General features: G+C 51.3%; 23 protein-coding genes. 14 read left to right on the top strand and 9 right to left on the bottom strand.

The window, feature by feature from the left end:
- Window positions 1-36 precede the first annotated feature (36 nt).
- Complete coding sequence (locus Q3H59_RS21445) at window positions 37-1,059, top strand: LLM class flavin-dependent oxidoreductase (RefSeq protein WP_008104762.1); 1,023 nt, start codon at window positions 37-39, stop codon at window positions 1,057-1,059.
- 98 nt (window positions 1,060-1,157) lie between these two features.
- On the opposite strand, the gene Q3H59_RS21440 is transcribed toward Q3H59_RS21445, so the two are convergent.
- The 6 genes from Q3H59_RS21440 to Q3H59_RS21415 form a co-directional block, all read right to left on the bottom strand.
- Window positions 1,158-2,429 carry an alanine racemase gene (locus tag Q3H59_RS21440; protein WP_309837128.1) on the bottom strand — a complete coding sequence of 424 codons (1,272 nt, stop codon included), beginning with the start codon at window positions 2,427-2,429 and terminating at the stop codon, window positions 1,158-1,160.
- An 11-nt stretch (window positions 2,430-2,440) separates the two neighbouring features.
- A complete protein-coding gene (locus tag Q3H59_RS21435) occupies window positions 2,441-3,178 on the bottom strand; it encodes an amino acid ABC transporter ATP-binding protein (protein WP_008109157.1) in 738 nt (245 codons plus the stop codon).
- On the bottom strand, window positions 3,175-3,819 hold the full coding sequence (locus tag Q3H59_RS21430) for an amino acid ABC transporter permease (RefSeq protein WP_154156654.1): 645 nt from the start codon (window positions 3,817-3,819) through the stop codon (window positions 3,175-3,177). The genes Q3H59_RS21435 and Q3H59_RS21430 overlap by 4 nt, the downstream gene beginning before the upstream one ends.
- Window positions 3,816-4,553 (bottom strand): amino acid ABC transporter permease, encoded by a 738-nt coding sequence (locus tag Q3H59_RS21425; RefSeq protein WP_101761202.1) that lies wholly within the window; start codon window positions 4,551-4,553, stop codon window positions 3,816-3,818. The genes Q3H59_RS21430 and Q3H59_RS21425 overlap by 4 nt, the downstream gene beginning before the upstream one ends.
- A gap of 50 nt (window positions 4,554-4,603) precedes the next feature.
- Window positions 4,604-5,440, bottom strand: coding sequence for a transporter substrate-binding domain-containing protein (locus tag Q3H59_RS21420; protein ID WP_222234150.1), 837 nt, complete (start codon window positions 5,438-5,440; stop codon window positions 4,604-4,606).
- 142 nt (window positions 5,441-5,582) lie between these two features.
- Entirely contained in the window at window positions 5,583-5,975 is a 393-nt protein-coding gene (locus tag Q3H59_RS21415) for a RidA family protein (RefSeq protein WP_008109150.1), read from the bottom strand.
- Between the two features lie 393 nt (window positions 5,976-6,368).
- Here Q3H59_RS21415 and Q3H59_RS21410 point away from each other — a divergent pair, with 393 nt between their 5' ends.
- The 3 genes from Q3H59_RS21410 (at window position 6,369) to zigA (ending at window position 9,728) form a co-directional block, all read left to right on the top strand.
- Window positions 6,369-7,121 (top strand): IclR family transcriptional regulator, encoded by a 753-nt coding sequence (locus Q3H59_RS21410; protein ID WP_176973282.1) that lies wholly within the window; start codon window positions 6,369-6,371, stop codon window positions 7,119-7,121.
- A gap of 116 nt (window positions 7,122-7,237) precedes the next feature.
- Window positions 7,238-8,344 carry an ABC transporter substrate-binding protein gene (locus tag Q3H59_RS21405; RefSeq protein ID WP_309837122.1) on the top strand — a complete coding sequence of 369 codons (1,107 nt, stop codon included), beginning with the start codon at window positions 7,238-7,240 and terminating at the stop codon, window positions 8,342-8,344.
- 163 nt (window positions 8,345-8,507) lie between these two features.
- Window positions 8,508-9,728, top strand: a complete 1,221-nt coding sequence (gene zigA / locus Q3H59_RS21400; protein ID WP_309837120.1) for a zinc metallochaperone GTPase ZigA — start codon at window positions 8,508-8,510, stop codon at window positions 9,726-9,728.
- Window positions 9,729-9,762: 34 nt separating this feature from the next.
- Here zigA and Q3H59_RS21395 read toward each other — a convergent pair whose 3' ends face one another.
- A complete protein-coding gene (locus Q3H59_RS21395; protein WP_309837119.1) occupies window positions 9,763-10,431 on the bottom strand; it encodes an O-methyltransferase in 669 nt (222 codons plus the stop codon).
- A gap of 90 nt (window positions 10,432-10,521) precedes the next feature.
- Between Q3H59_RS21395 and Q3H59_RS21390 the strand changes: the two genes are divergently transcribed.
- The 6 genes from Q3H59_RS21390 to Q3H59_RS21365 all read left to right on the top strand — a co-directional run bounded on the left by Q3H59_RS21390 (window position 10,522) and on the right by Q3H59_RS21365 (window position 16,621).
- On the top strand, window positions 10,522-11,160 hold the full coding sequence (locus tag Q3H59_RS21390; protein WP_309837117.1) for a TetR family transcriptional regulator: 639 nt from the start codon (window positions 10,522-10,524) through the stop codon (window positions 11,158-11,160).
- A 121-nt stretch (window positions 11,161-11,281) separates the two neighbouring features.
- Window positions 11,282-12,103 (top strand): Cof-type HAD-IIB family hydrolase, encoded by an 822-nt coding sequence (locus Q3H59_RS21385; protein WP_101761208.1) that lies wholly within the window; start codon window positions 11,282-11,284, stop codon window positions 12,101-12,103.
- Window positions 12,104-12,693: 590 nt separating this feature from the next.
- Window positions 12,694-13,641, top strand: coding sequence for an EamA family transporter (locus tag Q3H59_RS21380; RefSeq protein ID WP_309837114.1), 948 nt, complete (start codon window positions 12,694-12,696; stop codon window positions 13,639-13,641).
- Complete coding sequence (locus Q3H59_RS21375) at window positions 13,598-14,848, top strand: ATP-grasp domain-containing protein (RefSeq protein WP_309837112.1); 1,251 nt, start codon at window positions 13,598-13,600, stop codon at window positions 14,846-14,848. The genes Q3H59_RS21380 and Q3H59_RS21375 overlap by 44 nt, the downstream gene beginning before the upstream one ends.
- Before the next feature lie 23 nt (window positions 14,849-14,871).
- A complete protein-coding gene (locus tag Q3H59_RS21370; protein ID WP_309837110.1) occupies window positions 14,872-15,306 on the top strand; it encodes a hypothetical protein in 435 nt (144 codons plus the stop codon).
- Window positions 15,307-15,412: 106 nt separating this feature from the next.
- Complete coding sequence (locus Q3H59_RS21365; protein ID WP_309837108.1) at window positions 15,413-16,621, top strand: DUF6421 family protein; 1,209 nt, start codon at window positions 15,413-15,415, stop codon at window positions 16,619-16,621.
- A gap of 82 nt (window positions 16,622-16,703) precedes the next feature.
- Here the strand turns inward: Q3H59_RS21365 and Q3H59_RS21360 are convergent, their stop codons facing one another.
- A complete protein-coding gene (locus tag Q3H59_RS21360) occupies window positions 16,704-17,591 on the bottom strand; it encodes an SDR family oxidoreductase (RefSeq protein WP_309837106.1) in 888 nt (295 codons plus the stop codon).
- Between the two features lie 103 nt (window positions 17,592-17,694).
- Here Q3H59_RS21360 and Q3H59_RS21355 point away from each other — a divergent pair, with 103 nt between their 5' ends.
- Complete coding sequence (locus tag Q3H59_RS21355; RefSeq protein ID WP_192414612.1) at window positions 17,695-18,519, top strand: helix-turn-helix transcriptional regulator; 825 nt, start codon at window positions 17,695-17,697, stop codon at window positions 18,517-18,519.
- On the opposite strand, the gene Q3H59_RS21350 is transcribed toward Q3H59_RS21355, so the two are convergent.
- Window positions 18,461-18,892, bottom strand: a complete 432-nt coding sequence (locus Q3H59_RS21350; protein WP_192414610.1) for a helix-turn-helix domain-containing protein — start codon at window positions 18,890-18,892, stop codon at window positions 18,461-18,463. The two genes, Q3H59_RS21355 and Q3H59_RS21350, sit on opposite strands and share 59 nt — an antisense overlap.
- Before the next feature lie 111 nt (window positions 18,893-19,003).
- Between Q3H59_RS21350 and Q3H59_RS21345 the strand changes: the two genes are divergently transcribed.
- The 3 genes from Q3H59_RS21345 to Q3H59_RS21335 all read left to right on the top strand — a co-directional run bounded on the left by Q3H59_RS21345 (window position 19,004) and on the right by Q3H59_RS21335 (window position 23,001).
- Window positions 19,004-20,053, top strand: a complete 1,050-nt coding sequence (locus Q3H59_RS21345; protein WP_309837102.1) for an NAD(P)-dependent alcohol dehydrogenase — start codon at window positions 19,004-19,006, stop codon at window positions 20,051-20,053.
- 405 nt (window positions 20,054-20,458) lie between these two features.
- Window positions 20,459-20,851, top strand: coding sequence for an adenylyltransferase/cytidyltransferase family protein (locus tag Q3H59_RS21340; RefSeq protein WP_277975187.1), 393 nt, complete (start codon window positions 20,459-20,461; stop codon window positions 20,849-20,851).
- 314 nt (window positions 20,852-21,165) lie between these two features.
- Window positions 21,166-23,001, top strand: coding sequence for a methyl-accepting chemotaxis protein (locus tag Q3H59_RS21335; RefSeq protein ID WP_192414604.1), 1,836 nt, complete (start codon window positions 21,166-21,168; stop codon window positions 22,999-23,001).
- The last annotated feature ends 97 nt before the right edge of the window (window positions 23,002-23,098 follow it).

Genomic DNA, 23,098 nt, shown 5'->3' with positions numbered 1-23,098 from the left:
GTTCGAGCCGGCACGGCTCACGAGGAGAATTTCAGCATGAAAAAGATTGGCTTCTTATCTTTTGGTCACTGGACCCCATCATCACAATCCGCCACCCGTTCTGCGCAGGACGTACTGCTGCAATCGATTGATTTAGCAGTCGCCGCCGAAGAGTTGGGTGCCGATGGCGCTTACTTCCGCGTGCACCACTTTGCGCGTCAGTTAAGCTCGCCGTTCCCGCTGTTGGCGGCGGTCGGTGCGCGCACCAAAAAGATTGAAATTGGTACCGGCGTGATCGACATGCGCTACGAAAACCCGCTGTATATGGCGGAAGATGCCGGTGCGGCGGATCTGATTTCTAACGGTCGTCTGCAGCTCGGCCTGAGCCGTGGCTCGCCGGAGCAGGTTATCGAAGGCTATCGCTACTTTGGCTTTGATCCGCAAAACGGTGAAAGCGATGCCGATATGGGCCGTCGTCATACCGAGGAACTGCTGGAAGTGCTGCGCGGTGAAGGTTTTGCTAAACCGAATCCGCAGCCGATGTTCCCCAATCCACCGGGCTTGCTGCGTCTTGAGCCGTTCTCAGCCGGTTTGCGTGAGCGTATCTGGTGGGGTTCTGGCTCCAACGCGACATCTATCTGGGCGGCGCAGCAGGGCATGAACCTGCAAAGCTCCACCCTGAAAGATGATGAAACCGGCGAACCGTTCCACGTGCAGCAGGCGAAGCAGATTCGTGCCTATCGTCAGGCGTGGGAAGCGGCGGGCCATCAGCGTACGCCGCGTGTTTCGGTGAGCCGCAGCATTTTTGCGCTCACCAACGACACCGACCGCGCCTACTTTGGTCGCAGTGGACAGGATCAGGATTCGGTGGGTTTCCTCGACGAGAAAACCCGCGCCATCTTTGGTCGCAGTTATGCCGCCGAGCCGGATCAGTTAATCAAACAGCTGGCGCAGGACGAAGGGATTGCCGAAGCGGATACGCTGTTGCTGACTATACCGAATCAGTTAGGCGTGGATTACTGTGCGCACGTGATTGAGAGCATTTTGACCCACGTTGCACCGGAGTTGGGTTGGCGTTGATGTAATAAATTGCGTCGCTACAACAGATGCACCATTCAGTAGCGGCGCGATTTATCGCGCAATAAATTGCCCCGCTACGAACACCGACTAATTACCCATCAAAATGCTGTTTCCAGTGAATCTGTGACGCAATAATCATCATCCACCAGCGGCAGATAGCGCCATTTATCAAAGGCGGTACAAGGATGCGAAATACCGCAGCCGACCCAATCGCCTACCTGCAGCGGCTCATCCTCCGGCAATAACAGATAAGCATGCTGATCGTTCACATCACTGATACGCAAATGCGTCGCCGCGCGTGGGGCGCTGCCATCGGCGTTGCGGATCCACAGCGGATTTGGCAGATCCTGATCGAACGGGACATCGCGGCGGCCAAAATCGACGAATGCCAGGCCCGGCTCCGGACGCGACAACACGCGGCCCCAAATCTCCAGCGCGGCAGCAAAATGATGCGTTGCGCCCGGCTGAGAAAAGGGCGCGATGCGTGCATAGAGTCCGCTGTCGTGCGCCATATAGGCGCCGGACCGGATCAGCGGCGTCATCGGCAGCGGCAGTTTCGCCGCGGTGAAGCACGCTGTCACCACATCAAACCAGGCGCCGCCACCGGCGCTGAGGATGATGTGGTCGCTGGCAAACAGCTGCTTTTCCGCCAGCAATTCAGCGGTAGCGATCATCATCTGGCAGTAATCCTTCACACGCTGAATGCCGCGTTCATCGCGGCCTGCACCGAGCGCGCCTTCATAACCGGCGACGCCCACCAGCTTGAGCGCCGGGCAGGCGGCGATCGCTTCGGCAATCGCCAGCGCATTTTGCTGAGAACGACAACCGGTGCGGCCGCCGCTGACAGACATCTCCAGCAGCACCGAAATCTGGCTGTCGCCGAGGTTCTGCGCCAACAGCTTCACGCCTTGCAGCGAATCGACGTAGCACAGGAAGCCATGATCGGGATGCTGCTGCTGCCATTGCGCAATCCAGCGAATACCCGCCGGATCGACCAACTCGTTGGCGAGAAACACATTGCGGATACCGAACTGACGCAGCGCGCGCACCTGCGCGGGCGTGGCGGCACCTAAACCCCACGCGCCGCCTGCGCTAATCGCGCGGCGCAGAACGGCAGGCGACATCGAGGTTTTCCCGTGCGCGGCCAGCATCACGCCGTTTTCGCGGCAGAAGTCTGCCAGCTGGCGCAGATTGTTCTCCAGCGCCGACTGTTTCATGATCATCAGCGGCGAAAACACCTGATCGCTGCTCAGCACTGCCGTGCCGAGAGCCAGCGGCGACTCGCCGGCTCCGGCAACCGATTTAAAACGTGGCGCGGTTTGCTGCGCATCCAGTAATCCATCCGCCTGCAGCGGAAAGCGAATCGACATAGATCCTCCTGTTAGTGCTCAAGTACGCGCGATAAAAACTGCTGCGTGCGCGGGTTTTGTGGATTGACGAAAATCTGCTCGGGCGAACCTTGTTCGGCAATCACGCCCTGATCCATAAACACCACGCGGTCAGCGGTTTTGCGCGCGAAGCCCATTTCGTGTGTCACCACCACCATCGTCATGCCTTCACGCGCCAGGCTGCGCATTACTTCCATGACTTCGCCTACCAGTTCTGGGTCCAGCGCCGAGGTAGCTTCATCGAAGAACATAATTTTCGGTTCTACCGCCAGCGCACGGGCAATCGCCACGCGCTGCTGCTGACCACCGGAAAGCTGCGCCGGATAGTGATGCGCGCGCTCGGCCAGTCCGACGCGCGTCAGCGCCGCCATGCCGCGTTTATTGGCTTCGGCTTCCGACAGCTTTTGCGCTTTGATTAGCGCCAGCGTGACGTTGCCGAGCGCGGTTTTGTGCGGGAACAGGTTGAACTGCTGGAACACCATGCCAACGTGACCGCAGATTTCGCTGGCGCGCTTGCGTTGGTGCAGCGGCACGTCGTTGACCCACACTTCACCGCCGTCGGCCACTTCCAGCCCGCTCATGATGCGCAGCACGGTACTTTTGCCAGAGCCGGATGCGCCAATCAGCACCAGCACTTCGCCCGGTGAAACATCCAGGCTGATCTCTTTCAGCACCTGGGTTGCGCCAAATGATTTGGTTATCCGGCTTAAGGTAATAGCGGATTTGCTCATGAGATTTGGCTCCTGGTTTGATGATGTTGAACCCAACGGGAAAGCGGGAAGCAGACGGCGAAGTAGAGCAGGGCGACCAGACCGTAAACCACCACCGGCTGACCGATGCGATCGACAATCGCCTGGCCCTGATGCATCAGTTCGGACATGCCGATCATGCTGACGATCGAGGTGTCTTTGATCAGGGAAAGATACTGACCCGCCAGCGGCGGCAGCACGATGCCGCGCGTTTGCGGCAGGATCACGCTCATAAAGGTCTGACGCTTCGACAGGCCCAAAATCCATGACACTTCCCACTGGCCTTTTGGCACCGCTTCGATGCCGGCGCGGAACACTTCCGCGATATACGCGCCCTGATAGATGCTCAGGCCAAGAATACCGGCGGCAAACAGGTTGATGTCATAGCCGAAATAGGCGACGCCGAAGTAGATGAACATCAGCGTGATCAGCACCGGCGTGCCGCGAAACAGCTCGGTGTAGATCACCGCAATCTGCTTCAGAACGGGCAAGCGGCTGGTGCGCAACACCGCCGCCAGCAAGCCCAGCAGCGTGCTGCCAATGATCGCGGCCACCGACAGCAGCAGCGTGATACCGAGCCCTTTTAGCAGAATCGGTAACGAACTAATGATTAACTCGTTCATAGCGCGTTCTCACGTTTCACTGGATTAGTCAGCCATTTTCTTGCCCACCACCAGGCGGACTTTTTTACCGGGGTCACCAGCGGCGGGTGGAACATGCGCCGTCCTGCCATCGTTCCCAGCCAGGAGAACAGGTTGCTCAGCACCAGATAGACCAGGGCAACGACGCTAAATGTCTGGATATACAGCAGCGTGCGCGCATTAATCACTGTGGCGGTGCCGGTCAGTTCAGGCAGCGCAATCGCTGACAGCAAAGAGGTGCCGAGCAGCAGCTGAATCAGGTTGTTGATAATGGCGGGCCACACCGCGCGCGCCGCCTGCGGCAGCACCACGGTGAGAAACACCTGACGACGGGGAATGCCCAGCACCCATGCGGCTTCTAGCTGGCCTTTCGGCACCGATTGAATGCCTGCGCGGAAGGTTTCGGACAGGTAGGCACCGACGTTAATCCCCAGCGCCAGCACGCCAGCGGTAAAGGCGCTCATGGTGATGCCGAGCGACGGCAGACCAAAAAAGATGATGAAGATCTGCAGCAGCACCGGCGTGTTGCGGATGAACTCAACGTAGCAGTGACTGATCCAGCGCAGCGGGGCCAGCGGCGACGCTTTCGCCAGTGCCGAGAGCAAACCGAGCGCCACTGCCAGCGCAAACGCCAGCAATGTCACTTGCAAGGTGAGCCACGCGGCGGCAAGAAAAGTGTCGGCGTAGCGCCACAGGGTTAGCCATTGATAACTCATGGTTCTGCTCCTTCGGGCGGCGCAGCAGCAGTTGCCGCGCCGCGTGGGGATCAATATTGCGGATTCAGCGGATAACGCGGTTTGTTGCCGAACCATTTCTGATACAGCTGGGCGTTTTCACCGGAGGCGTTAATTTCAAACAGGAATTCGTTGAGGTAGTTGGTCCAGACCTGATCGCCTTGCTTCACGCCAAAGGCGTTGTATTCCAGCGGCACCAGCGCTTCATTGGTCACGGTTAACGTTGGGTCGAGCTTGGCCTGATAGGCGAGGAAGTTGTTATCCTCGATCATCGCATCAGCCTGCCCCTGTTTCACCGCGAGGATGGCAGCCTGCGATGAGTCGTACTCCTGAATCTTCACGTCAATGCCCAGGTTGCGCACTTCGTCACCGTTGGTCGAGCCTTTCACCGTGGCGATGGTTTTGCCGCCCATATCGTGTGCGGACTGGATGCCGCTGTTCTTGCGCACCAGCATCGCTTCACTCGCCACCACATACGGGTTGGTGAAGCCGATCTCTTTGGCGCGTTCCAGATTGCGGGTGAAGTTGCAGAACACCACATCCACTTTATTGGTTTGCAGATTAGGAATGCGGTTGGCGCTGGTGGTGTTGACCATTTCCAGTTTCACGCCCATCTCTTTGGCCAGCGCTTTGGCGAGATCAACATCGTAGCCGTCCGGGTTACCGTCTTTATCGTAAAAACCAAACGGGGCGAAACTCAGGCAGTCACCGACGCGCAGCGTGCCACGTTGCAACACGGTTTGCAGCGCTGATTGCGGCGCGGCGCCCGCTTCTTTTTTCTCTTCGGTTGGCGTACAGCCCGCCAGCGTCAGTAATACCAGCGCGCCGGCTAGCGCGTGGAGGCTCACTTTTAGCGATGTTGTCTTCATTGTTATGCTCTCTTTAGAAATTTTGACGAGACGGTGTAATACCGTTATTTCACAGCAAAATAGAAAGGCATCAATTAATAACAGGCTGTCCTGGTGTGGGCGGAGAAAGTAAACATTCGCCAGCCTGTTTTAACCGTAATATTTATTTACGATCGGCGCGGAAGCATTTCATATCGACTTCGACTTTGCAGTCGACGACTAAATCCTGCACGCTACAAATACGCGCCGGGGGATTTCCGCTAAATATCTCACTGAATACTTTATTAAATGAACTGAAATAACGCGCATCAGTTAATACCGCCGTGACATGTACCACATCCTCGACGCGATAACCGGCTTCGCGCATGATGGTGAGACAGTTTTCGAACGCCAGCTGCGTCTGTTCGATGATGCCACCTTCCACCACTTCGCCGTCGCGCATCGGCGTTTGGCCGGAGATGTAGAGCCAGCCATCGGCTTCCACCGCGCGGGCAAACGGCAGTTTCTGCCCGCCGGTACCGGTTCCGCCTTCTACGCCATAACGTTTAATCGTCATCCCTTTCTGCTCCTGTTGCAGCGAATATCTGCTTACTGTGTTGTCTGATATACCAGACTGCTATCTGCAATACTGGATAGGGCAAGATTTGCACAGGAAATGTTCTTTTGCAATATGTGCACAGCGATTTAATTTTTTTTGTGATGTCGTCGGGATCGCAAAATAAAATTAACTTTTATCTGTGTTTATATTGGAGTGTGATCTTTATCGTAGTTTTATAAACGTTGAGTGAGCGTATTGCGCCATAATGAGGCACCAAAATTGATCGTGCTAATTAATGGCAGGTAATTAATATTTATTTAATCCGGGATGGGTAAAAGCCGATGCGCGGTGTATCATGCCCTTCTTTCATTGCCTTTAGCTGTTGTACCCATGCCATCAAGGAGTGAGTTTATGCCGGACGAAAAACCCTCGCGGGCGCGCGGAGTTGACCGGGTTATTGATATCTTTCGGCAGTTGCACAGCGCACGTCAGCCGATGTCGATGCGCGCGTTGATCGACGCCACCGGCGCACCCCGTTCCAGCATCTATGAATTAGTCAGCCTGCTAAGTGAAGCCGGTTTGGTGGAGCTGGATGCCGAAGGCGCAGTGTTCTTTGGCCGTGAGATGCACTATTACGGTGCGGATTATATGGCGCATAACGATCTGATCCGTCGGGCGCATCAACTCATGGTGGAGATTGTGGCGCGCCACGGTGAAACCGTGCAGCTCTGCATGCTGGAGGGCAACAAATACACCGTGGTGCTCTCTGAGAGCAATGCGCATCCGTTTAAAATCACTTCGGATATCGGCGTGCGAGTGCCGATTACCTGGACCGCGACTGGCCGCTTACTGCTGAGCAACTGGTCGGACAGCGCGATTCTGGATCTAATCCCGGAGGAGGATTATCGCCTCGCCAGCGGCCAAATCCTCGATAAGCAGGCGTTTCTTGATGAAATCCATCACGCCGGAAAACTCGGTTATTGCATGACCGAAGGATTATCGGAAAGCTTCACCTGCTGTATGGCGGCGCCGATCCGTTCGCGCAGCGGTCAGGCGGTGGCGGCAATCTGTTTTATGGTCAGCCGCGATACGCCGCAGGAGCGTCGCCAGATGCTGCTGCAGGAACTGATCACTTCCGGACAAAAACTCTCTGATTTCACCTAACAGCACCCGCATAAAACTCTGTTACAACTGATTGAAGTGGCGTTTATTCTCGCCACTTAAGGTTGTGTTAAGGTAATTGATAATAATAACTATTCTTTTTACCACGGAGTTTTGGCATGAAAACGCGCCTGCTTTTGGCAATGGGATTACTGGCTTCAACGGCGGCGGCTGCCTCCACGTATCCGCTGACCGTCACCGATATGGACGGCAACACGCAAACCATCAACAAAGAGCCGCAGCACATCATATTGCAGGATGGGCGCGACATTCTGACGCTGGCGCTGCTGGATCGCGACGATCCGTTTAAGCGCGTGGTGGCGTGGAATAATCTGCCGAAAAAGCAGGACACGCAAACATGGGATGTACTTAAAGGGCGCTGGCCGGAAGCGACGAAAATCGTCGATATGGGTTTTAACGATCAGGGCCAGGTTAATCTCGAAAGCGTGCTGGCGCAGAAACCCGATTTGATGATTGCGCAACTGCGCGCCAAACCGGCGTTACAGCAATCGGGCGTGCTCGTCACCTTGCAAAATCTGCATATCCCGGTGGTGTTCCTGGATTATGAACTGCATCCCGCGCAGAACACCGCGCCGAGCGTGACGCTGCTTGGTAAAGTGCTGAACCGCGAAAGCCAGGCCAGGGCTTATACCGATTTCTATCAGCAGAAATTCGCGCGCATCACCCAAGGCGTGGCGCAAGTAAAAGAGAAGCCAACGGTGTTTATCGAGCCGATAGCCGGGAATAGCGACAACTGCTGCTTTACGCACAGCCACAATGGCTGGGGCGGATTGGTGGAAGCGGTAGGCGGCAAAAATATCGGCTCTGAACTGCTGCCGGGCAATGCCGGATTTGTGGCGCTGGAAAAAATCATCGCCATGAAACCGGATGTCTACATCATGACCGGATCGAAACGTCCAAACGCTAATGTGTTGCCGTTTGGTTATGGCGTGCAGCCGGAAGAGGTGAAAGCCACCTTCCAGACGCTGCTGAAGCGCACCGGCCTGGCGCAGATCGAGCCGGTGAAACAGGGCCGCGTATATGGCGTGTACCACCACTTCTATAATCATCCGTACAACATCATCGGCATGGAAATTCTGGCGAAAGATCTCTATCCGCAGCAGTTTGCCGATCTCAAACCGAACGCGGATTTCCGCACCATCGTTAAAAACTTCACTAAGTTGCCGGATAACGCCATCGATTTGAGTTATCCCGACAACCAGTAATCGCAGGTTTCCCCGTAGCCGTAAGGTCGCCATTCATGGCGACCAATCCGCCCCATCAACATTCCTCAATGACAACGTTAATTGCTATGTTATAACATAACTAAAAACATCATTGCGCGTATGCCTATACGTCTTGTGAACCTTGTCATTCAGAGGAGTTGCTATGTCAGCATTAACCCAAAATCAGGATGGTTTCAAAAAACTTCCCGTCACCGTGCTTTCCGGCTTTCTCGGCGCAGGTAAAACCACGCTGCTCAATCATATTCTCAATAACCGCGAAGGCCGTCGTGTGGCGGTGATCGTCAATGATATGTCGGAAGTGAATATCGATGCCGCGCTGGTGCGCGAGGGCGGGGCAGAGCTGTCGCGCACCGACGAAAAGCTGGTGGAAATGAGTAACGGCTGCATCTGCTGCACATTGCGTGAAGATTTGCTGCTGGAGGTCAATCGTCTGGCGAAAGATGGCCGCTTCGATAATTTGGTGATCGAATCGACCGGCATTTCTGAACCGTTGCCGGTGGCGGAGACCTTCACCTTCGCCGATGAAGAGGGGCAAAGTCTGTCTCAAGTTGCCTCGCTCGACACCATGGTGACGGTGGTCGATGGCTTTAACTTCCTGCGTGACTATGAATCGAATGAGAGCATTCAGTCGCGCGGAGAATCATTGGGCGCTGAGGATGAGCGCACGGTGGTGGATTTGCTGGTCGATCAAATCGAGTTCTGTGATGTACTGATTCTTAACAAAACTGACCTGATTAACGAGACGGAAAAAGCGCGGCTGATGGCAATCCTGACGTCACTCAACCCGCGCGCCAACATTATCACCTCTGAATTCGGCAAAGTGGGATTGGATCAGGTGCTCAACACCGGTTTGTTTGATTTTGATGCCGCCGCGCAGGCGCCGGGCTGGCTGCAGGAGTTGCGTGGAGAACACACGCCCGAGACCGAAGAGTACGGCATTCGTAACTTCGTGTTCCGCGCGCGTCGTCCGTTCCATCCGATGCGCTTTGCTCACTTGATTGAAAATGAGATGCACGGAGTGGTGCGTTCCAAAGGCTACTTCTGGCTTGCCAGCCGTCCGCGTCATGCCGGTTCATGGTCGCAGGCAGGCGGCGTATCGCGTCAGGGTTTAGCCGGCCTGTGGTGGGCCAGCGTGCCAAAAAATCGCTGGCCGGAAGATGCGGAAAACCTTGGCTACATCTTAGAGAACTGGGTTGACGGCAGCGGCGACGCGCGACAGGAACTGGTGTTTATCGGCATAGAAATGGATGAAAACGCGCTGCGAAGCAAACTGGAACAGGCACTGTTAACCGATGAGGAAATGGCGCTCGGACCCGATAACTGGGTGGAATTCCCCGACCCGTTCCAGCCATGGTTTAACTGATTAGTCAGGTCGCCATTCCTGGCGACCTTCATAATTACACATTCCCAACCCACATCGACACCTCAACCCCATCGTTAAACGGCAGCGACATAAAACCACGATTATTGTGCATCAGCTCCAGATACTCCGGGCTGAAGTCGGCATCGTCGGCAACAATCAGCGCGCCGGGACGCAAAAACGGCTGCACCAACGTAACAATCTCCGGGTAAATCGCTTTTGCACCGTCCAGCACCAGCATATCGATGGTGGCCGGTAGATCGCGGCTCAATGTCTGCAGCGCATCGCCCACGCGCACCTCAATCAAATCGCTGACGCCGGCATCGGCGAAATGGTTACGGGCTAACGCCACTTTCCCCGGTTCAAACTCGCAGGTGATGATATTACCGCCGCCGTTATCGCGCAGCGCCGCCGCCAGATGCAGCGTGGAAATGCCGAATGAGGTGCCAAACTCAACGATGCTTTGGGCATTGCTGCTGCGCGCCAGCATATACAGCAACTTGCCGGTTTCACGTGATACCGCTAACGGCACCTCTTTTAGATGTCCATAAAGTTCCAGGTAATCGGTTTTGCTGTGTAGCAGGCGATGTTGTTCGGCGTCAGTCATGGTTCTGAAGGCGTTATTGGTTGGATGCGCCATATTATCGGCCAGCTCAAACAGGTAATTCAGCAGCGGCGCCAGTGGCGCAGAGGTTAAGGTATTCATGTTGTTCTCCGTCCAGACAAATGGATTTTGCTGTGCCAACAGAATACGATGAATTATTCGCATTTCACTATTCGTGTTCAGGAGATGATGATGACTGAGCCACGTAACATTAAGATTTCACAGAGGAAAAGACCCAGGCAGGCGCGTTCCAGCGAGCTGGTTTCCGCCATTTTGCAGGCGGCTACTCAGGTTTTGGAACTGGAAGGCGCCACGCGTTTCACCACGGCGCGGGTGGCGGAACGCGCGGGCGTCAGTATTGGATCGCTGTATCAATATTTTCCCAATAAGGCAGCTATTCTTTTCCGATTACAAAGCGAAGAATGGCTACGCACTAGCGATTTGTTAGGTGCGATTCTGCGCAATACCGCCAACACGCCGCGTCAACGACTGCACGATCTCACACTGGCGTTTTTGCATTCGGAATGTGAAGAGGCGGCGATGCGCACCGCGCTGAATGACGCCGCACCTTTGTATCGTGATGCGCCGGAAGTGCAGGAAGCGCGCGCAGCGGGTGAAAATGTCATCAGCGATTTTCTGCGTGAAGTATTACCGCTCTCGGAGGAAAGTGAACGATCGCGCGCCGCAGATTTATTGAACAGTACGCTGGGCAATGTTGGGAAACATTTTTCCGAATCGCCGCGCACGCCAGCTGAGATTCAGGCTTACGCGCAAGAGATGGCGGCGATGTTTTGTGCCTGGATCAGGGAAAAAGGCGCCGATTTACAGTAAAAGATGGACTGGAAATCTCTGAAAGCGGTTAACAAACTCATTATTCACATTCTCAATAATCCACACCGCGAGTAAGCTTAACAAAACTTTATTGAGCCGAATGAGCAAACGGGAGAGCAAAATGGCAGTGAAGATGATTGCGGTGGATATGGATGGCACTTTTCTCGATGACAACAAACAATACAACGCGCAGCGCTTTGCGCGTCAGTATGCGTTGCTGAAAGAGAAGGGCATTCGTTTCGTGGTCGCCAGCGGCAATCAGTATTATCAGTTGCTGCGCTACTTTCCTGATATCAAAGACGAGATCGCTTTTGTTGCGGAAAACGGCGCCTGGGTTTCTGACAGTAATGAAGAGATCTTCTGCGGCGAACTGGCGCAGGAGCGCGTGCATCAAATCCTCGACATCCTCGCTAAAGAGCCGGACATCAGCACCGTGGTCTGTGGCCGCAACGGCGCGTACGTGCACACCTCGATGTCCGACGAAGTGATTGCCATGTTGGCGAATCACTATCATCGTCTGGAAAAGCGCGACAATCTCTACGATATCGACGACACCATCTTTAAGTTCTCGCTGAATCTGGCGCACGAAGGCGTTGATGCCTTGATGGAACGTCTGCACGCTGAGTTGGGCGCGATTGAAAACATCATGCATCCGGTTTCCAGCGGTTTTGGGTTTGTGGATTTGATCATTCCCGGCTGCCACAAAGCGCATGGCATCGCGCTGCTGCAGGAAAAATGGGGCATCGATGATTGTGAAGTGGTGGCGATAGGCGACAGCGCCAATGACATCGAAATGCTGCGTCAGGCGTGCTATAGCTTCTCAATGGCGAACGCCGCCGCGCCAGTCAGCGCCGTGTCGCGTTACAGAACCGAAAGCAACAATGACGAAGGCGCGCTTAACGTGATCGCTCGCATTTTGGCGCGCGAAGTGCCGTTTGGCTGATGTTATTGATGCGGAGCGTCATTGCAGGCAATGACGCTCAAGCAGAATGCTAGTTGTTAATTCATCTCACTTACTAGTACCCGTCATATACCTCATTGAGAAAGGGTTATAACGCATAAACCCGCCTGATTTGTCAAAAGTGACCAATGTTGTCGCTCTAATCTTTCCTTTATATATAAGACAATAAAGTATTATTGGAATTGAATCCGAAATTTACTGATAAAATAAAAGCATTATAATGCAATGGTTTGAGGGCTTTTTTACCTTCAACACATCTTGCGATAACTTCACTTGTCTTATAAATGGGTAGGAAAATTCCCTCGAATTAACTTATTACTCTGTTTTTATAAGTTCATCCAGTTGAAAAAATAATGATTACAATTGAAAGGCAATTTAATACTCGATGCTGACTCGATTAACTGAGTGTTTTTTTCTTTTAATTTAAAAGTAATTAAATAATGGTTACAGCTTTAATTATGCTTTGATAAGCTGAGATTAACTTTTAGATCGCAGAGGATTGATTTTAATCTTAAGAGGATATCTTTATTCAATCTTATGCATTAATATTCAACGCAAGGAGTGCTCGAGTTATGTCATCTCCATTTAACTTTATAATAAGAATTCGTGTTTATATGTTTTTCATCCTTCTTTGCTTTATTGGAGGCACAACATGGGCATTGCAAAAGCTTGGGCTAAATAATAGCCTTCCATTGTGGTCAGCAGGGATGCGGTTTTTGATTGCAAGTGTAATTATTATTTTTTATTTGATTTTAAGTAAAAGAATTTATATTAATTACGCCGTTTTCAGTCTTGCTGCAGCTAACGGCCTGTTTTATTTTTCGATTCCATTTGGAACAGTTTATTGGGCATCAACATATATACCTAGTGGATTGGTAGCTGTTTTAGCTTCTGGAATTAGCGTATATGCAATACTTCTAAACCATTTCTTACGCGGAAAGCCAGCAACTGGAAGGCAATTATCAGGTGTTTTCTTTGCCATCATAGGTGTATGTGTGGTTTTTGGTGAAGGAGCATCTTTACCGGGCAATGAAAAAAGTATAATTGCTATGTTAGCAGTGTTAGGAGCCATGGGCAGTTCAGCCGCTATAACGCTCAAAGTTCAAAAGCATATTAAAACTCTTCCACTTCTTAGTTTTGTTGCATTTTCCATGCTGAGTGGTGGTTTTTTACTCTTGATTACGAGCTTAATAATTGAAAGTGGTAACCGTTTCTTTTATGGGGAGAGCTTAGGAGCGCTCCTTTATTTAGCAGTAATAGGATCAGTATTAGGATTTACACTTAATATTACTTTGCTTAAACATTGGCATATTTCTAAAGCTACATCTCATTTATTCATCTCCCCAGTTATCGCATTGTATATGGGCTTCATACTTCTTGATGAAAATATTACCACGACTGTGATTATAGGCACCGCGGTTGTTGTTCTCGGAGTAATGTTAATCGTTTTGCCAAAACGCGAAAAGGAAACTCTTAATGTCAACTCTACAAAAAAACCTGGCCATAATCTGTCAGAATAGAAAGCTACCATTTGTGTTTGAAGAAGCTAAGGCAATGGGTGTCGAAATTACATTTTTTTATAACGATAATGAGTCTCCACCGCCGGAAATTCCCGGTGTTGTGAGAAGCATTGCTTTGCCATTGTTTGAAGATGAAGATAAAGCACTAGATATAGTCATGTTAGAAAATAAAGTGCGCCGAATTGATGGTGTTTTAACACTATTTGAACCGGCGTTAGATTTCGCCGCTAAAATTGCTAACAGGTTGGGATTACCTTTCTTACCTGAATTCGTAGTAGAGCAATGTAGAAACAAAAATATGACTCGGCGCGTTCTGCATGATAACGGCCTAAACACACCCTCCTTTATTGAGATTAAAGAAGGAGAATACCCAGACATTGATCAAATAAAATTTCCGCTTGTAGTGAAGCCTACTAATGGATTTTCCAGTCAAGGTCTTACACGAGCTAACAACCCTGATGAATTGAGAAATGCTATTGATAAAGTATGGGAAATTAACCGCACGCAATTGAAAGATTTCATCTATGACAAGGGTGGTGTTTTACTTGAGTCATTTATCGATGGGCCGGAGTTCGCAATCGAAACATTTTCGCATCGTGGTGAGGTGACAGTGCTCTCAATCGGCGATAAAGGTAATGGCAAAGGTCCATACTTTGAAGAAGGTGTTTATATCGCACCTGCTGATATTGATGAGAAACTGCGAGATGAAATCGTAGATGAAGTTAGACGTGCAGTTAAGGCGCTAGGAATTAATGAGGGACCAGCACATGTGGAACTGCGTATTGACCAAAAGCAAGTGCCTTTTGTTATAGAAGTCGCACCACGCGTGGGTGGATCCGGAATATCACATTATATTGTGAAAGCAAGCACGGATATAAACTTCCTGCAGTTGGTTATTTGCCACGCTTTGGGTATGGAATTTCCCCAAAAAATGGGGGCATTAGTAAAGCCGATATCTACTGCCGGAAATTATATTATTCCTGTGCAGGGAGATGGAATCTTTGTCGAGATTGATGGATTAGCAAATGTCCGTGAGAAATCTGAGGTGGAATATGTTTTTGAATTTATGGAGCCTGGGCATAAAGTTCTTCCATACCCTCATTTTTCAGGTTACCCAGGATTTATTTTAACACGTCATACTGACCATGAAGCTTGTGAATCTTTTTATAACGATTTACAAAAAAATCTAAAAATAAAATATTTATAGATTCCATAGTTAAGGAGAATGATATGGATCGTAAAATAATAATTCACACTTTGGGGCCAGAAGGAACTAATTGTGAGAAAGCAGGTTATCTTTGGCTGGAAAGTAAGAAGGTTTATGGTGATGTTAAGCTTTATTCAACTCTTGAGGATGCTCTGATTGAAGTCAGGAAGAATACACATGATCTATTATTAGGATGTGCCGTCTATCCAGACTTACATAAAATTGTATTTGAGAACTTAGACTTTTTAGAAATTCAGGATAGTTTTGTAATGCCAACATGGAACATGGTATTAGCAAAAAATCATCGTAGTTCGTCAAATATGGAAAAAATTATAATTGCTTGCCATCCTGCGCGCCATCCCATCTCGCTTATACATACAGCCAGAATGTTCGTTTTGTATCAAGTAATGTACAGGCAGCGCTGGAGTGTGTTAGTGGAAAGGCTTCCGCGTGTATAACAACATTAAAAGCTGCACAAGATAATAATTTAAAGGTCATTCAAGACTTTGGTGAAGTACCAATGTGTTTCACTCTTCATGGTCATAAACGCTAAGGAGTATTTTTATGGAATGGGTTAAGGATAAGGTTATTATTGAATTATGTCCTCGTATACATGAGTTCAATAAATTGCAAAGTGCTACAGGCGCGGTAGTATGTAACATAGATAAAGCTGAGTATTTGCTGGATGAAATTATAGGTTTGGCTGGTGAGATATTGTCTGCTCTGAAGCAATCCGATTATGCCCTACATTTGAATACAGACCTTCGTGAATGGAAAAAAGCTGGATTAAATACTGTACCATGTTTTAAACGGTCATTAGATAGCTATGAACCACCTGTAGATGGCGGCAAAACTTTTTTCCTGGCTACAATCATTACGCCTAATAGTCATAAAGAAAAAGGATATTGGCTGGAGTGCTTTTTGGCTCAACGAAAACAACCCGATGTCTTGCTGCCAATTATGTCTGATTTACCACATCCACAACATGTCAGCCAAACAAGGCACCTGATTGCTTCGTCTTCTGGTTTCAGTGTTGGACACTGCTTAGTCTTCTTTCCAGAAAACGTTAAAACAAAAAATAGGGTTGTTAAACAACATTTTGCGATGTTCTTTTTTAATAAATTTCATGCTATCTATCAAAAAGACACATTGCGTAGAGTAGAATCATTATTGGAGTTTGAAGGGAAATCATCTCATTTACTAAGCGCAGAAAATTGCTATGCAGCGCGCTCGGTATGGGGATACTTGCACGACTATTATCACCACTGCGGACCCCGTCCTTTTAATAAAAATATTCACGTTAAAATGAATTTTTGGGTAGGTGTTTTAGAAGAAATAAAAGTTGATTGCCAAACCATTATTAGAGTGCAACAGCAGCATTATCCTTGGTGGCGAGAAGTGACCGAGTTTATTTTATTTGAGAGGTTGGTCCGTTACCCTGCTCAACACGATGCGACGAGTAATTTTGATGCGGCAACTGGGGTTTTATTGTTCTCCTGGCTTAAACGCCGAGGGCATGGTATTAGCATTTGCGATTCTTCTGGCAAAGCTATAATGGATTTTGAAAAGTGTTTGACTGGCTTGCATGCCCTTATTAAGGAAATAGAAGGGCTTGAAGAGATCGAGGATGATGCAACTTATAAGCAAGAAGTTGAAAGTTTTGTAATGAAAGAACTTGAGCCAGGTAATCTGAATGATCGATATATTATCCCTGATGATTATCTTATTCATGATATGAATATGAAAGTTAACATACCAATTCTCTTTTTTTAACTGCGCCATATTTTTGAAATTTTTGATAATGAAAGTAGACATAAGCGCACCAATCAAGGTGCGCTACTCATTCTTTTAAACCTTATGCAAAGTACCCGCCTTCACGCATATCCTGCAATAACCCCGGCCCGCTCGGCTGCCAGTTAAACGTCTGACGCGTCCACGCGCTGGATGACGGATTATCAGTAGAGGCGAAAAATGCCATCCAGCCTAACCACGCTTTTGCTTCTTCCAGCGTCAAGCTTTTCACCGGCAGTGATAATCCGGTGCCGATGGTTTCGGCAATCTGTCGGAATGGCACCCCTTCTTCCTGCACTGCATGCAGAATCGCGCCCGGCTCAGCTTTTTCAGCCGCGAGGCAAAACAGTTCAGCGGCATCATAGCGATGCACCGCGGGCCAGCGATTCTCACCCTCGCCGACATACACCGCTGCGCCTTTTTCCTTCGCCATATTGATGATCATCGGAATAAATCCGTGATCGCCTGCGCCATGTACGGTTGGCGGTAAACGCACCAGCGCCACGCGCACACCGCTGTCGGCCAGCGCCAGCGCGGCGACGTTGGAGTTGGAACGTGGATGCGCCCCCGCTGCCGGTTGAATCTGTTCGGTGGCGAGACGTCCCGGCGACACCAGCGCGGTGCCGGTGGTGACAATCAGCGGGCGATCTGAACCTGCCAATACGTCACCCATCGCCAGAATCGCGCGTTGGTCGACCTCGGCGGCATGATCCATGCGGCTGAAATCATGAATATATCCTGCGTGGATCACGCCATCGCTCTGTTCGACCGCCTTACGCAGGCCGTCGAGATCTTGCAGATCGCCGCGAATCACCTGCACACCTTGCTGCTGCAGTTTTTCTGCGGAAGCTTCGCTGCGCGCCAGACCTTGCACCTGATAACCGCGCGCCTGCAGTTTTTTTACAATGGCGGAACCGATAAAGCCGCTCGCCCCGGTCACAAAAATTCGCATATTGGTGCTCCACTTTTTCAAAGTTGAAGCACTATCATAAAAGTCTGCAACGCGACGAAAAGTCGTGAGCTTATACATGTATACGCACTAACAGGATAAAGGCATGACTTCCCAAGATGATAACCAGCTCGGCAACTATCTGCGTGAACGTCGCCAGCGGCTGGATGCGGCGAAACTTGGTTACACCTTACTTCGTCGCCGCACGCCGGGCCTGCGCCGGGAAGAAGTGGCGGTGCGCGCGTGTGTCAGCACTACCTGGTATACGTGGCTGGAGCAGGGCAGAGGCGGCGCGCCATCGGAAGAAGTATTGGAACGCTTAGCCCGCGCATTAGAGCTGAGCGCCGCCGAGCGCGATCATCTGTTTTTGCTGGCGCAAAATCGTCTGCCTGGCGTGACATGGCAGGCGGGCGTGGATGTTTCGCCATCGCTGCAGCGCGTGCTCGACAGCATGGAGAACACGCCAGCGCTGGTCAAAACCGCAGAGTGGCAAGTGGTGGCGTGGAACCGTGCGGCAACCAAAGTGTTTGTCGATTACGCTGAACTGCCGCCTGCGCAGCGCAATATCCTGCTGATGATGTTTCGTAACGAGGAGATGAAAAAGCGTCTGCCGGACTGGCATAAAGTGACACGCGGCATGGTGGCCAACTTTCGCGCAGATGTGGCGCGCACCGGCGCCAGCGAGCATGTGCGCGCGCTGGTGGAGGAGCTGTGCGAGATGAGCGACACCTTCCGCCAGCTGTGGCAATCACAGGAAGTGAGTCAGCATGGCGAAGGTATTAAACAGCTGTGGCTGCCGGACGAAGGCGTGCTCGAGCTGGAATACAGCACCTTTGCGGTTGAAGGTAAACCGGGTTTAAGCCTGGTGGTGTTTAATCCGCGTCAGCAGCACGATCGGGAATGTGTGGCGCGGCTGATGGCGCGTCCGTAGCGGCGCGAAAGTGGGCTTCCATCTCATCCAGCGCCGCCTGATTCTCCAGCCCCCATTGATACATCTGCTCGATCGGTGCCGCGAACGTCATGCCGAGCGGTGTTAGGCGATAATCGACTTTCGGCGGCACCACATCATAAACGTGACGCGCAATCAGCCCGCGCTGCTCCAGCTCTTTCAACGTCTGAAACAGCATCTTCTTCGAAATTCCCTGCAGGCTGCGCTGCAGCTCGCCGGTGCGCGCGCGATGGTTAGGCCAATGATAGAGCGCATGCAGAACCATGCTGCTCCATTTCACCGAAAACAGATCCATTAACCGTCGCGGCGGCGAATCCGCATAAAAAAACAGTTTACCGTCTACCATCGCGGGCATAGTTCTCGTCTCCTGAATGGTTACCAAAAGGTAACTACTATCAATTTTGCACCATGTTCACTATAGTCTGCCGCCTTCAGCTAGCCAAAGCCAACTCATTTCGGAGGCCCTATGAAAATCAATGCATTAGTCGCGCACGACGCGGCCCAACCGCTCTCTTCAGGCCAGATTGCATTGCGACCGCTGCAACAGCAGGATGTCAAAATTGAAATTCTGTATTGCGGTGTGTGCCATTCGGATCTGCACATGGCCCGTAACGAATGGGCGGTCAGCCGCTATCCGCTGGTGCCGGGACATGAAATTGTCGGACGCGTTGTTGAAACCGGCGCGGACGTAACGAATTTCAAAGCCGGTGATGTAGTTGGCGTCGGCGTAATGGTCGATTCCTGCCGCGAATGCCATTTCTGTCAGCAGCAAGAAGAGCAATATTGTGAATCCGGCTTTGTGGCGACCTATAACGGCATCGACAAATACACCGGCGACAGCACGTGGGGCGGCTATGCGCAGAATGTAGTGGTCGATCAGCACTTTGTGGTGTCCGTACCGCAAACCTTGCCACTGGCTGGCGTTGCACCGCTGCTGTGTGCAGGCGTTACCGTATGGTCGCCGCTGCGTCACTTTAACGTAAAAGCCGGCGATAAAGTCGGCGTAGTCGGTTTGGGCGGATTAGGGCATATGGCAGTTAAGCTGGCGAGCGCAATGGGCGCGGAAGTCACGCTTTTCACCACTTCACCCGCCAAAGGTGAAGATGCGCTGCGCTTGGGGGCGACGCGCGTGGTGGTTTCACGTGACGCCGGGCAGATGGCTGCCGCGCAAACTTCACTGGATTTCATCGTAGACTGCGTTTCGGCTCCGCACGATCTCGATCCTTACCTTGCCACGCTGAAAACCAACGGTCGCCTGGTGCTGGTGGGTATCCCGGAGCAACCGCACCAGTCTCCAAATGTGACGCCGATGGTAAATCGTCGTTTGAGCATTAGCGGCTCATCAATTGGCAGCATTCAGGAAACTCAGGAGATGCTGGATTTCTGCGGCAAGCACAATATCACTGCTGATATTGAAGTGATTGCCGGTCAAGAGATCGAAACAGCCTTCGCGCGCATGTTGAAGGGCGATGTTAAGTATCGTTTCGTTATCGATATGCAAGCGACACGCTGGTAAAGCGTTATTGCCCGCACGTTGTTGCGGGCGATTTCATGCTGAAATCGCCTGGGTAAACAAACTCATGCTATTGATATAGTTCATTTTAAGTCTCTAATTCGCAGTGTTAGCTCGCCAGAGAAAAAATGGCTCTCATAGTTACAACATACTTTTAAAAAGCTGCGTAACAACTCGCGGGTTTAACTCTTTTGCGGCCTGCCGGTCGGACAGCAAAATCTGACTTCTACATGCCCAACTGGGGCAATCCATCCGTTCACAACTCACCGCATCAATCATTTCCGCGTACATGGAAATGTCACTTCCGCTAAAAAACGAATTTCACCTATCTTATTGAAAATAGGTCTTTATTTTTGTGGCATGTAAATTGCTACGTTTGGGGCCAATTTTTTAATCGATATCAAACCCATGAAAAAAATCATCACCTTCGGAACCTTCGATGTGTTCCATGTTGGGCACTTACATATCTTACAGCGAGCAAAAACGCTGGGTGACTGGTTAACCGTCGGGGTCTCTTCGGACGCCTTAAACTTCCATAAAAAAGGGCGCAACCCGGTTTACGATGAAAGCGACAGAATGTCGATCATCGCGGGAATCAAATATGTCGATGAAGTGTTTCTTGAAGAATCGCTGGAATTGAAGGCTGACTACATAAAAAAATACAACGCCAATACGCTGGTAATGGGTGATGACTGGAAAGGGAAGTTTGATAAGTTTTCTTCACTGGCTGAAGTCATTTATCTTGAGCGCACGCCTAGTATCTCCACCACGTCTTTAATCGAAATAATAAAGAAGCGCTAATGCCATCAGCCCGCATACAAGGCTATTTTATCGCATCAACGATAACCTGCGTTGCACGCTTATCGGCTTTGCCGTCATTTAATGCATCGCAATACTTGGTTTCTAAAGGGATTTAGTGAACGCGCGGAAATGTTATTTCCATTTGCGGAAAGGATGATGCCCAACATTAATACAGCAATCGTTACGTTCCATGTCGTCGCGGCGCGTCACATCCTGCAATCACTTTTTGCACCATCCTGAATAAACATTTCCCGCAACGCTCCGATAACTCCCTTACAAACCATACAAAAATAATTAACGCAGGAGCAGGGAAGATGGGGCTGGTATCCCGATTACGTAACGTGCGCATCACGCGTAAGCTGTCGGCAGGATTCGGCATCGTGCTGTTGTTAGTGGCGCTGGCAACCGGATTAAGCGTGCAGCGTTTTAACGCCATTCATGACATCTATCAGAAAACCAACCTGATTTATGACATCAACATTGAAGTGTTCCAGGCCAAAATCAACCGCCTAAAATATCTTTATGGGGACGACAAATCCGGCCAGGTGATGGCGAATTACGTCACGCATGCGCAGCAACTCACCAGCGATGCCAAGCAACTTTCATGGTCGGAAGGTACCAGAGCGCGGGTGGATGAACTGGGAACGCACCTCGCCAGTTTCCAGAACAGCATTGGCGCGATGACGCAAGCCACGCAGCAACTCAATAGCCTGCGCTCGCAACTTGACGCTTTAAGCCGGCAAGATATGACTTCGCGCTACACCCAACTGATTCGCACACCGGTTACTAATCCTGAACTTACCAATCAAATTTACCAGCAGCTGTTCGCTATCAGCAATGTGCGCGAAGAAGCCTGGGCGTTGCGTTTTAACGTCAGCGATGCGCTGCGTAAAACGCTAGAGGATCATTTCCAGCAGGCGGATCAAGGCATGAAAGCGCTGCTGGCGCAGTTGCCGCCGGAACAGCAGGGCGAATTCACCGCACTGTGGCAGGACACTGAGAAATTCAAAAGCCTGAGTCTGCAAGCGGCGGATGCCTATGGCCAGCTGCGTGCGGCGGAAGACACCGTCAAAGTGGCGGGCGACAAGAGCAGTGCAGCGATCAAACAGATCATTACCATCGTCAAAGCGCGTAACGATGAACTGGCCAACGGCTCGGCGGCAATTTCGCTGCTGATTGGTGGTCTGGCGATTTTGTTCGGCGTGCTGGTGGCGTGGTACATCATTCGTCAGATCACGCGTCCGGTATTCCATAACCTCGAACTGGCGGAGCGCATTGCCAATGGCGATCTCAGCTCGCAGTTTGCCACCAATCGGCATGATGAACTCGGCAAGCTGACTTCGGCGATGGGACGCATGAACGAACGGCTGCGCAGCATGATCGGCGATGTGCTGAGCAGCGTTAGCAGTGTATCGCAGGCGGCCAGCGCCATTAATCAAGGCAACCTCGATTTGTCTTCACGCACCGAACAACAAGCGGCGGCGGTGGTGGAGACCGCTGCCAGCATGGAGCAACTCACCGCCACGGTGAAAAACAACGCCGCCAATGCGCGACAGGCGAGTCAGATTGCGGCGGAAGCTTCGTACAACGCCAACAAAGGCGGCATTGCGGTGCGTGATGTGGTGAACACCATGGGCGAAATCTCTGACAGCTCGAAGAAGATTGCCGATATCACCGCCGTGATTAACAGCATCGCGTTTCAGACCAACATCCTCGCGTTGAACGCGGCGGTAGAAGCCGCGCGTGCCGGCGAGCAGGGACGCGGTTTTGCCGTGGTCGCCAGTGAAGTGCGCAATCTGGCACAACGCAGCGCCGGTGCGGCGAAAGACATCGAACAGTTGATCAATGAATCGGTCGGACGCATCAGCAATGGCCACCAGCAGGTCGCGCGTGCCGGTGAAACCATGGATCAGATTCTCGGCAGCATTGCGCGCGTGAATCAAATCATGGAAGACATTTCCGCCGCGTCGGATGAACAGAGCCGCGGCATCGAGCAAATTGCCCGTGCGGTCGGCGAGCTGGATACCACCACGCAGCAGAACGCCACGCTGGTGAGCGCCTCTTCGCACTCGGCGAACTCCCTGGAAGAGCAGGCGCTGATGCTGGAGCGATTGGTGTCGCAGTTCCGCCTGCAAGGTGCTGCACGTTAGAAAACAGCGTGGAAGTAGCTCCAGATCTACTTCCACGGTCTTTCTTTTAGTCAGCTTGCGACACTTTTGTGCGGCCGCAGAATTGCAAGGTAAATAT

It is taken from the genome of Pantoea sp. SORGH_AS_0659, assembly GCF_031453915.1.
GTDB classification, from domain to species: Bacteria; Pseudomonadota; Gammaproteobacteria; order Enterobacterales; family Enterobacteriaceae; genus Pantoea; species Pantoea leporis.
The sequence above is the reverse complement of the archived record's forward strand: the minus strand, read 5'-3'. Positions and strand labels throughout refer to the sequence as shown.